Annotated in this window: 10 protein-coding genes; all 10 read right to left on the bottom strand. The window is 66.9% G+C overall.

The window, feature by feature from the left end; all coding sequences use genetic code 11:
- Positions 1-182: 182 nt before the first annotated feature.
- On the bottom strand, positions 183-620 hold the full coding sequence (locus Q0A34_RS03580; RefSeq protein WP_291478515.1) for a DUF5994 family protein: 438 nt from the start codon (positions 618-620) through the stop codon (positions 183-185).
- A gap of 734 nt (positions 621-1354) precedes the next feature.
- Positions 1355-1528: a hypothetical protein gene (locus Q0A34_RS03575; RefSeq protein WP_291478514.1), complete on the bottom strand. Its 174-nt coding sequence runs from the start codon at positions 1526-1528 to the stop codon at positions 1355-1357.
- Between the two features lie 113 nt (positions 1529-1641).
- Positions 1642-2076, bottom strand: a complete 435-nt coding sequence (locus Q0A34_RS03570; RefSeq protein ID WP_291478513.1) for a hypothetical protein — start codon at positions 2074-2076, stop codon at positions 1642-1644.
- Positions 2073-2591 (bottom strand): hypothetical protein, encoded by a 519-nt coding sequence (locus Q0A34_RS03565; RefSeq protein ID WP_291478512.1) that lies wholly within the window; start codon positions 2589-2591, stop codon positions 2073-2075. The genes Q0A34_RS03570 and Q0A34_RS03565 overlap by 4 nt, the downstream gene beginning before the upstream one ends.
- Positions 2588-4009, bottom strand: coding sequence for a glycoside hydrolase domain-containing protein (locus tag Q0A34_RS03560; protein ID WP_291478511.1), 1422 nt, complete (start codon positions 4007-4009; stop codon positions 2588-2590). The genes Q0A34_RS03565 and Q0A34_RS03560 overlap by 4 nt, the downstream gene beginning before the upstream one ends.
- A 40-nt stretch (positions 4010-4049) precedes the next feature.
- Positions 4050-4382: a hypothetical protein gene (locus tag Q0A34_RS03555; protein WP_291478510.1), complete on the bottom strand. Its 333-nt coding sequence runs from the start codon at positions 4380-4382 to the stop codon at positions 4050-4052.
- Positions 4375-6141 (bottom strand): hypothetical protein, encoded by a 1767-nt coding sequence (locus Q0A34_RS03550; RefSeq protein ID WP_291478509.1) that lies wholly within the window; start codon positions 6139-6141, stop codon positions 4375-4377. The genes Q0A34_RS03555 and Q0A34_RS03550 overlap by 8 nt, the downstream gene beginning before the upstream one ends.
- A complete protein-coding gene (locus Q0A34_RS03545; protein WP_291478507.1) occupies positions 6138-6923 on the bottom strand; it encodes a hypothetical protein in 786 nt (261 codons plus the stop codon). Before Q0A34_RS03545 ends, Q0A34_RS03550 begins: the two co-directional genes overlap by 4 nt.
- 1 nt (position 6924) lies before the next feature.
- On the bottom strand, positions 6925-7461 hold the full coding sequence (locus Q0A34_RS03540) for a hypothetical protein (protein WP_291478505.1): 537 nt from the start codon (positions 7459-7461) through the stop codon (positions 6925-6927).
- Positions 7462-7481: 20 nt separating this feature from the next.
- Positions 7482-9101 (bottom strand): hypothetical protein, encoded by a 1620-nt coding sequence (locus Q0A34_RS03535; RefSeq protein WP_291478504.1) that lies wholly within the window; start codon positions 9099-9101, stop codon positions 7482-7484.

Raw genomic sequence — 9101 nt, 5'->3', positions numbered from 1 at the left:
GGTCGGTAGCGTTCTGCTTGGCGGGGACCTCTACTACTCCCCGCCAAGCAGAACGCTACCGACCCAAGGCCGCCTCCACTGGAAAACGCTGAAACCCCACCGAAGCGCAGTGCTGAACACTCTCCGAAGAGGCCCAACCGCGTGCCGGGAGGGATCAGAATTCTCCGGACCGTGGACGCTGGTTACTGATAGCCCCCGTCGTCGACCCACTGGGAGTCCTGCTTGCCGGGAAACACCCTGGCCCACAGTGGCACACTCTCGTCGGGGTAGACCACATCGAACGTCAGCGACCGGTCATCAGTCAACCACAGCCGCGCCTCGTTCGAACGGAGATGACTGACACTGACGACCGGGACCTGCGCACCCATGACGACAAGTTCACCATCGGGGACTATCCACTCGCCGTCGGGCACCTCGACCTCCACGACCAGCCCAACGTTGATCGCGATGCTCTCGAGGAGGCCGGGCAGCTCTTCTTCGATGTGGTGGGAGGCTGGCCACCACACGAGCCGGAACGACGCGCTCGTCCGTGAGATGAGATTGGTCACCGCTTCCGGCTTTCGGGTGAATCTGTTGGAGAGGTCGTTGAGCCACTGGGGTTTACGGATGTTTGCAGTCATGCTGCACCTCTGAACCGGCCCGTCCCCGAGCCATTAAGGTCAATCGGCGGTCCCGATTGTCCTGATGATTCCATCCTACGCCCTGTGGTCGACCCGCCGACTGCCAATCGGAGCATTGGATGCCTCTCGACGCCCGATAGAGCCTCAGAAGCCCCCGCACCGAAGTGAGGGGGCGTGGCGGCGGCGACACCACTCGGACCGCCAAAATGAATGATATCAGATACAAATGCAGATGAGTGTAGATGCTTGAAGCGCAGAAAACCCCCACACCGGAGTGCGGGGGTTCCGGTCGCTAGTGCGACTTAGGCAGCGCCGCCGCCCTGGATGGAGCCGGTGATGAGCTCGAGGCCGGAGGCCAGGAAGTCGGAGATGGCGGTGACGATGTCAGAAACGATGGGCAGCATGATTGTGCCTTTCAGTTGGAGAACGATGTTCTGCAGCGTGGGTGGTCCTCGCTGCTCCACGTAGTCTACCGATGCCTCTGTGTCGGTCGTTACGATTGCAAGACTAAATTCCCCCATAAGGGGGTGCTTGGGCCCGTTCACGCTGGTTATGTCCGCGGGTGAGCGAACAGAGACGCGCACCCCGGGGAATCACAACCCAGGGTGCGCGTCATCACCGAAAGATCGATGCATGCTGTCACATCGTGCGCGAAAGACATCACTCTTCGCACATCGAGACGTTACCTGAATCACGGTTGGACGTCGATCCCCACATGCCATCCGGGGCTACCTTCAGTTCGTGGGCTGGCCGAGATCCTCCCGCAGCTCAGGCGGGATCGGCGGATGCTCATCCGGGTGAAGCCGCTCCATCAACGTCTTCATGAACCGTAGCGCAGCCCACCGCCACGCACGCATCCCCTCAACCTCGGCGCGCAGCACCTTCACCTCTTCGCGCAAAGCCTTCACGTCCTCAGATAATGTGCGGTACCACTCCGGGCCCTGCTCCATGCTCTTGCCCCGTAGTGCCATTATCGCTCCGATGATGCTAACGATGCCGCCGATGATCGCGACCGTGAGGGTTATGTTTCCTCCGTCGATAGCGCATCACCTCCGGGCTGGATTCGCTGGTGGAGCAGTACGTAGTACGCAGTCGACAACAGTGCGGTCACGCCGTAGGTCAAGGCGGTGACGTACCCGGCCCGGCTTTCCCCTTGGAGCCACGACCCGAGGTACAGCACGGACCACATGATGGGCAGCCCGACGATGATCCCGATTCCGACGTGCATCCACCTGCGAAGGAGGGCGCAGAGGACGGCGATGACTCCTCCGCCTATCCAGATGACAGCCCACACCCACAGTGGTGCGTAGTCCTCGACGGTGGGGAGGCGGTCACTGTCGCGCACGACGGCCGGCAGGTAGAAGAATCCCCGTGCGGTTGATGCCAGGCCCACCGCCCCGAGTATCACCCATCCCGAGCACAGGGCGCGGACCAGAAACGCCCATGCGCGGGTCACACTGCACCTCCGGGGTATATGCCGGGGCCGGCGGTGTCCGGCTCGGGCTCGGGGGCCGCGGCGTCGTGGCGGCCGTAGGGCTGGTCGTACACCGCCCGGACGGCGTCAGACACCGACGGGCGCAGGTAGTCGGGCAGCTCGTCGAGCTTCGCGGCGAGGATGTCGCCGACCTGGTTGGCAGACGTCCGGGCCTCCTCGCGGACCTGCGCGAGCATCTTCTCGGCCTCTGCGCGGGCCTCGGCCAGTGCTTCGGACTTGGCCTCCTCGCGGGCCTTGGCACGTGCGGCCTCCACCTCCTGGCTCGGCGCGTCGACGTTGCGGAATGCCTTGATGCCGACCAGGGACAGCAAGGGCCCGCCGACGTCGAGGACGCGCTGGACAGTCGAGTCGATCTGGTCGGGGTCGTTCAGACCGATTCCTGCCAGGATCACGCCGAGGGTGACAGCTCCGGCGTACAGGGCCTTGCGGCGGACCTTCGGGTCGTTCCAGTTGGTCTTCTTCTCGGTGTCGCTCATGACTGCTTCCCTTCTGCGATGATCGCACGGAGCTTGTCCTCGCCGACGATGGCGATCATCTCGGGGACCGTGCAGCCCCCGGTGTCGCGCAACTTCTTCTTCCCAGCGGCGATGATCGAGTCGATGTCCCACCCGCCGAACGACGGCGCGCCTCCCTTCGTCTTGCCTGGTCCGGCGAGCTGCTCAAGGAGCAGCTTCGAGTAGTCAGTCACGGTGTTCTCCTTCGGAGTCTCGGTGGAGGCACGACGCAGCTCGTCGTAGTGCTCCTGGGCGACGCGCATCCAGCGGGCGTGGTACTTGCCGCCGTTGCGCAGGTGGTAGGGGCATGCAGTGGCCCCGAATTCGCAGTGGTCGCGGATGTTCCGGCCGAACACCGGGCGCCCCAGTCCGTGCTTCATGCACAGTTCCGCGGCCAGGCGGGCTCCGGCGTCGATCGTCTTGTCCGAGATCGGCCAGTCCTGGGCGGGGCCTGAGGAGTTGGAGTGCTCGATGGCGATGGACACCGCGTTGGAGGCGTCGTCAGCGTTCGACCAGGCGGTGTCCTCCTCGCGGACGAGCTGGCCGACCTTGCCGTGCGGGTCCACCGCGAAGTGCGCGGACGCCTTCCGGTCCTGCCACCAGTTCCAGCACTGCTGGGTGCCGCCGATCCCGCCCATGTGGTGACGGGTGATGTACTCGACGCGCTTCTGGACGCCGCGGTGCTTCCGGCCAGTGGTGAAGTGCTTGTTCAGCCATATCGTCTCGTCGACCTTCGGCAACCGGGTCAGATCAACCGCCGGGGGTTTGGGCAGTGCCCGGTGGCCCCACTCGGGAACGTGGACGTCGTTGACGTCGATCTGCACGCCGTCGGGGCCGGGCACGTTGTGCTGCCGCTGGTACAGCACGGAGTAGTCGGCGCCGACGACTCCGCTGGACCAGGAGCGTGTGACCCACCCGAGTACCCGACCCGGGGCGACGGTGGCGACGACGTCGTCCTCCATCGCCCAGTGGACGACCTTGCTGTGGCCGTAGATGCCGACGCGCTGCTTGCCGAGTACGGCGCCTGCCGCCTTGAAGTACTCGACAGCGGTGGCGTTCCACTGAGCCAGACTGATGTCGAAGTCGACCGCGAAGAAGACGGGGTGGCCGGCCAGACCGATCTGGTTGAGCTGCTTCTGTGCGGCCTCGGCATCAGCACGGCCGCCCGCGGCGCCACGCATCACGTCCGACGATGCTGCGGTCCCGGCGCCGTACTGCCACACGACGGCGATCTTCAGCCCCGCGGCCTTGTACTCGTCGACCTTGGCCTTGGTGAGCGGCTTCGCCTTCATCCAGGCCTCGCGAGCCGGAGAGATGTACGCCACCACACCCTCGTGCCCGGCGCGTTTGATGGCGGCGCCGCTGGGGAACGACGCCGAGAAGTCAATGACTGTGCTCATGTGCCCTCCTTTGGGCAGAGAAAAAGCCCCTGGTGTGGGGCTATTCGGGGTCGGGCTCGGTGTCAGGGAAGTAGCTGACGCGGTAGATAGTGCTGTCGCCGGCACCGGTTTTGCCGACCGTATGGCTACCGCCGGTGACGCCACGTACAGCGGCGGTCCCCCGGGGCATGCTGTTGCTGACTGTCAGCACCTGAACGCCGTCGAACGTGGTAGTCGGTGAGAGCGAGCCCGCCCGACCCGCATAGATGAGGACGACCCAGAGTCCCTCCGGAAGGTCGAAAGTGAGGGTGTTCGTCTGCGCCCCCTCGAACACGTCGACGATCTCTCCGCCACCTCGTTTCCCGACGACCGGGCCCAGTTTCAGGTCACTCATCGCTGATCACCTCCTCCGCTCTGTGCACATCGTTGCTGTCGGTGTTCCATACCCGGTCACCCGGCAGCGCGTGCTCCGGCGGCACCCACGGTTCGGTGCCGTCCCACTCCCACTCCACGGGCCGACCACGCACCAGCGCTTCCAGCGCGTCCAGCCGGTCGACGACAGCGCGCAGACCACGCACCTGGTCGACCTCATGCTCATGCGGTAGAGGCATCCGCGGATCACTGAGCCGGTCGTCGTTGCCGTTGACCTTCGACTGCAGAGCACCCTGCAGCCCCTCCACCTCCGAGATCGGATGCGAATGCTTCGGCAGAGGCACCACCAGCAGACTGACCGTGCAATCAGCCTCCAGATCCTCCGGCGACCACGTCGCCGCGACCGCCAGGCCAGAGATATCCGCCAGCTCCACCCGCACCGTCACCGGCCGGTGAGTCTCCGGAGTGCCCGCAGGGACCGTCTCCAGCGTCACCGCCGACCCATCCGACCGACGGCCACGCAGCGCCACCGACGTGCCGCCACACCAGTCGACCATCACCATCACCGACGACATCCAGTGCGGCGGAGACACCCACGTCCCATCCATCGACCAACCCGTCGGCGTATCAGCCACCGGAGCAGTCGCATACCCCCACCCCGGCTCCTGCGGAGTCAGCTGCACCGACGCACCCGGCGCGGCGAGGGATAGGGCGGGGACGGTGGGGGCGTCGGCGGTGCCGGAGAGGTCACCGCCGAGCTGGATCAGACCGCGGGTATCCTCCGTCGCGCCGGGAACGTTGCCGATCGCGATTTCGGCCGCAGCCTCCGCCGACTCCGCAGCGGCCTGCTGTGATGCGCGAGCATCGCGGGCGGAGCGTGCGGAGCGCTCCGATGATGCCTGGGCGGCATCCGCGTGCCCGGCGGTGATGCCTGTGGCCTCGGCGACCGCATCAGTGACGCGCTCCTCGGCTTCGGACGCAGAGATCGCAGCGTTAGTCGCGGAGGAGGCGGCGTTGTCCTCAGAGGTTTTCGCCGCGGTTGCGGAGTCGGCGGCGGCCCGGCGGTGGACGTCGGCATCGTCCCGGTGCTGCTCGGCGAGCGTGGCGGACCCAGCGGCGGATTCGGCGGAGCCAGCGGCCGCGACCTGGGATTTTCCGGCCTCGTCCTCGGAGTCGGCGGCGGCAGCAGCGGACGCTGACGCGTGGCCGGCGGACTCAGCAGCCGCGGTCGCCTCGTCGGCGGCCCGGTCGGCCTCCGACTCGGAGCGGGTGGCCTGGCGGGCAGACTCGTCCCGGTGGGACAGGGCGTCCTTCTCCGCCTGCACCGCCGTGGCCTCCGCTTCGAGGACACGCTCGGCGGAACCGACCCGGTCGGCGGCCCGCTCGGAGCGGTCGGCTTCCCGCTCAGAGCGATCCGCCTGGGCCCGGGACTCCCGGGCAGCGGCTTCGGCGCGGGACACGACGATCGGCTCCCACTCGACCTGCTCACCGATCAGGTCAGCCAGGTTCCAGCGCTCGTTGTCGTCGGGGATGCCGATCTCCCACTGCTGGCCGTGTGACACGCCGCCCTCCAGGCGGACGATCACAGGGCCGGGGTCGAGCTCGGGGGTCTCGAAGTGCCCGTCGGAGTCCTCCATCTCCACTCGCGCCAGCTCGACGAGGGTCAGGGCATCGGAGTGCATTGCGGGGCGGGCCTGCGTCGCGGAGATCACCACCGCGGTGCCCTGCTGATCGAACGGGGCGCCGGTGACGTCCCTGAGGTTTCCGTAGAGGACGGTCATCCCTTGGCCTCACTCTCTGTCTCGTCCGGGACGGTCTCGTCGCCCCGGTTTTCGGTGTCGGTGGAGTGCCGGATCGCGGCCATCATCGACCAGCGGGTACCGCCGTCCCACCAGCGCCAGGCGCTCGACCAGACCTCCGCCTCGACCGTGCAGCCCGGCTCGTCGATGACGACTGGGAAGACAGCGAGGAGGGTGCCGGGGCCGATGTTGTTGTAGGCCAGGCCTGCTTCCAGCAGCGTGGACGCGTGGTCGGTGGTCTGGTGGTAGAACTGCCCGTTCGGGCGCCTAACCCGGGTGGTCATGCTGATCTCACCGGTGCCAGTGAATCCCGTAGACCGGGCGTGCGCCTTGACGAGGATCAGCCACGCGCCCGCCCCGTCGAGGACCAGGCGGCCGTCGGAGTTGATGCGGGTGTTCTTCGCCGGGCCGAGCTGCTTGTCGAACGGCAACCGACGGGAGTTGTTCAGGCTCCACTGGGCGTTGATATTCCGGGACATGTACGAGAAGCCGTACCCGGAGATGCCGAACAGCAGGTCGATACGGTCCTCCAAGTCGGCCTGCCCGTTGCGGAACTCCTCGCCGGCTTCCTCCGCCGGGGCGAACGGGCCGCCGGTGATGATCCCCCGCAGCCCATTCATCAGACCCTCGGCGATACCGCCGACCGTGTCCTGCATCGACCCAGCCAGACCACCACCCAGGTCATTCCCGGCGCGCCCCAGGGCGCTGATGTCCTGCGGTGAGCCGGACCATCCGGGCTCGTGCTTGTCCGGTGAGATTCCCATGTCAGTCCTCCTCGGCCAGGGCGGCGCGCAGCTCTGCTCGCTGCTCTGGGGTCAGGGACTTCACGTCGACTGGGGCGGTGGTGACTGGTTCCCGGTCCTCCAGTGCGCCGATCCAGCGGCCGTCCTGGTGTGGGGATCCGTCGCCGCCGAGGGTGTCGTACTTCACCTGCGGGCCGAGTCGGACTGTCCACCGGTACTGGCCCCGCGGTAGGGTGCCGACCATCCGGCCGGTGCGGGGGCACAGGCTGATCCCTGGGGGCAGCTGCTCCGACCATGCGGCGGTGTACTCCGACCCGGGGACGATCTCGTCGACGTCGCGGTCGTCCTTCCAGTCGCGGACGTACTCCACCGATGTCGGCTCGACGTCGTGGAGCTTCGCCCCGCACATGTCGAAGACGAAGGTGGCGAGCTCGTTCATCATCTCCGGGGTGAATTTCATCCCGAGGGGGTGGAGGAACAGCTGCGCCATCGGGTGGACGTCGGGCGGCGGTTCGGTCTCGTGCATGAACGCGAGCTGCCTGTTGCGTTGATTCGTCACAGTGATGTTCCTCCTGTGGGTTACGGGATGGCCGTCTTCACCCGCTCGAGGGCCGACGACAGGGTCTGGACGCTGCGCTCGAGCGACCGGGCCGGGGATTCCCGTAGTCGCGGGTCCCCGAGGCCGAGTGACACGTCGTCGCCGTCCGGGGTGACGTCCACGTCCCACTCGGCGACGTAGGTGGCGAAGACGATGTCGTGGGAGATGACGCCCGCCTGGTCGCCGGCGACGTAGTCGCGTCCGAGGACGTACGGCTGGCCGTCGCCGACGGTGAACTCGGTGCCGACGGACCCCTGGGTGGACTGCAGGCCGGTAAATCCCGACTGCAGACTCGACAGGGAGAAACCGTCGCCGGAGAGCACGATCCCTCGGTAGCGGTACGGGCCGTGCGCCAGGGCACGCGACCGTGAGCTGTACTGCGCCCACGCGAAGAGCTTGTCCTTGAGCAGTTCGCCCTGGATGTGGCCGAGGAACGCTCCGGCCGCGATCGCCAGAGGGGCGAGCGGTGGGAAGAGCATGCCAACTCCGGCACCGATCCCCTGCCACAGGGCATTGCTGCCCGCGGCGATCAGGCTGTTGACGATCTGCGGGGATCGCCCGCCGACGATGACGTGACTGTCGGTGGACTTCCGGATGACCAGCCGGTGCTCGGTGCCCTGCATGTGGTCCGCGGACCACACACACCAGGCGTGCGGATTCTCCCCGTTGAACCACTCGTCGTCGAGGACGAGGGCCTTGGTCGTCTGGTCGCCGGAAATCGTCGCCCGGATGCCGCGGATGATGTCCGTCGGCCGGCCCGTCGACGACGAGTCGAAGGCGCGGGGTTTGACGTCGATCCAGATCGTCGGTTTCGTCAGCGTGACATGCGACGGTGCGGGCTGCTCGTCGCCGGGCAGCCACAGGTCCAGGGTGACGAGCAGCCCCGCCGCGTCCAACGTGGAGGCGAAGGTCTCGCCGGCCATGTTGAAACGCGAGTCCAGGACCGTCCATTCGGTGGTCAGGGACTCGTGGACGGGGTTGACCATGATCGGCCAGGCGGATTCGTTGATCCTCGCCCACGTCGACGGGGACCACATGTCCCACGACCCGAGCAGCGCCGACTGGAACTCGCGGGCTAGGTTCGCCTGCATGAAGGACTTGACGACCCGCAGGCTGTCGCCGAAGCGAATGTCGGCGTACTTCAACTGCGCCAGCAACGGGCTACCGGGGCTGGCCCACAGCGGCAGGTGGTTCAGGTGCTCGAACAGCCCCTCGCCGAGGACCGTCACCGAGGACACCGTGTCGGTCTGGATCAGCTCCAGCTCTGCCAGGCGGTACGCCACCCGGTAGTGCGCGGTCTCCACGATGATCCAGAACCACTGACTGAGAAGCGCGTTCGGGTCCGTGGCACCGTCGCCGTCAGCCATGAGCAGCGTCGGCACCGCCGAGTGATCGCCCGGCAGGGTGAGGTTGATTGCCCCGGCTGCGTTGGCCTTGTCGCCGTACGACCCCTGCAGGAATCCCGACAGTGAGCACACCGGCACCATCTGATTGTCGGCCAGCCAGATCGTCCGGGCGCCGAGCGCATGCTCGGCCCGGCGCGCCGCCTGCCACGACTCCCAGTCGAACGTGTCCGGGATGTCGAGCACTGTGGCGTCCAT

The organism is Corynebacterium sp. (genome assembly GCF_022712195.1).
Lineage (GTDB): Bacteria > Actinomycetota > Actinomycetes > Mycobacteriales > Mycobacteriaceae > Corynebacterium.
The sequence above is the reverse complement of the archived record's forward strand: the minus strand, read 5'-3'. Positions and strand labels throughout refer to the sequence as shown.

Excerpts from the sequence above, each read along its gene's own strand:
- Q0A34_RS03580 (WP_291478515.1), bottom strand. The coding sequence starts at position 620 with ATGACTGCAAACATCCGTAAACCCCAGTGGCTCAACGACCTCTCCAAC.
- Q0A34_RS03565 (WP_291478512.1), bottom strand. The coding sequence starts at position 2,591 with ATGAGCGACACCGAGAAGAAGACCAACTGGAACGACCCGAAGGTCCGC.
- Q0A34_RS03560 (WP_291478511.1), bottom strand. The coding sequence starts at position 4,009 with ATGAGCACAGTCATTGACTTCTCGGCGTCGTTCCCCAGCGGCGCCGCC.
- Q0A34_RS03555 (WP_291478510.1), bottom strand. The coding sequence starts at position 4,382 with ATGAGTGACCTGAAACTGGGCCCGGTCGTCGGGAAACGAGGTGGCGGA.
- Q0A34_RS03550 (WP_291478509.1), bottom strand. The coding sequence starts at position 6,141 with ATGACCGTCCTCTACGGAAACCTCAGGGACGTCACCGGCGCCCCGTTC.
- Q0A34_RS03545 (WP_291478507.1), bottom strand. The coding sequence starts at position 6,923 with ATGGGAATCTCACCGGACAAGCACGAGCCCGGATGGTCCGGCTCACCG.
- Q0A34_RS03535 (WP_291478504.1), bottom strand. The coding sequence starts at position 9,101 with ATGGACGCCACAGTGCTCGACATCCCGGACACGTTCGACTGGGAGTCG.